General features: G+C 61.9%; 1 protein-coding gene. It reads right to left on the reverse strand.

Annotated features, from left to right (window positions below):
* Positions 1 to 370: UvrD-helicase domain-containing protein (locus GPT33_RS15580; RefSeq protein ID WP_296810610.1), on the reverse strand; the 370-nt coding region annotated here is incomplete at both ends.

Here is a 370-nt window from a genome sequence, read left to right on the forward strand (position 1 = left end):
CTCGTACTGACGATAGACCGCGATCATCTTCTCGATGAAGAAATCGCCGCTGCCGTCCAGGTGATTCGGCCGCAGACCCTCGTCTTTCTGCTTGTTGATGAAGCCCTGTACCTGACGTGGCGGCCAACGGGCCTCGTCGAGGCCCATTGCCTTGAGGATCCGCTTGATCAGACGGAATTGATCATCCGAATCCAGGATCTGGAAATGCTGCGGGAGCTGCGCGTCCTGCCAGTGCGCGCGCAGGAAGCGATGAGCAAGCCCGTGAAACGTGCCGACCCACATCCCGCCGATGGGCACGCCGAGCATGGTCTCGATCCGAGCGCGCATCTCGCGGGCCGCTTTGTTGGTGAAGGTGACCGCCAGCACGGCG

It is taken from the genome of Thiocapsa sp. (assembly GCF_011390875.1).
Lineage (GTDB): Bacteria > Pseudomonadota > Gammaproteobacteria > Chromatiales > Chromatiaceae > Thiocapsa.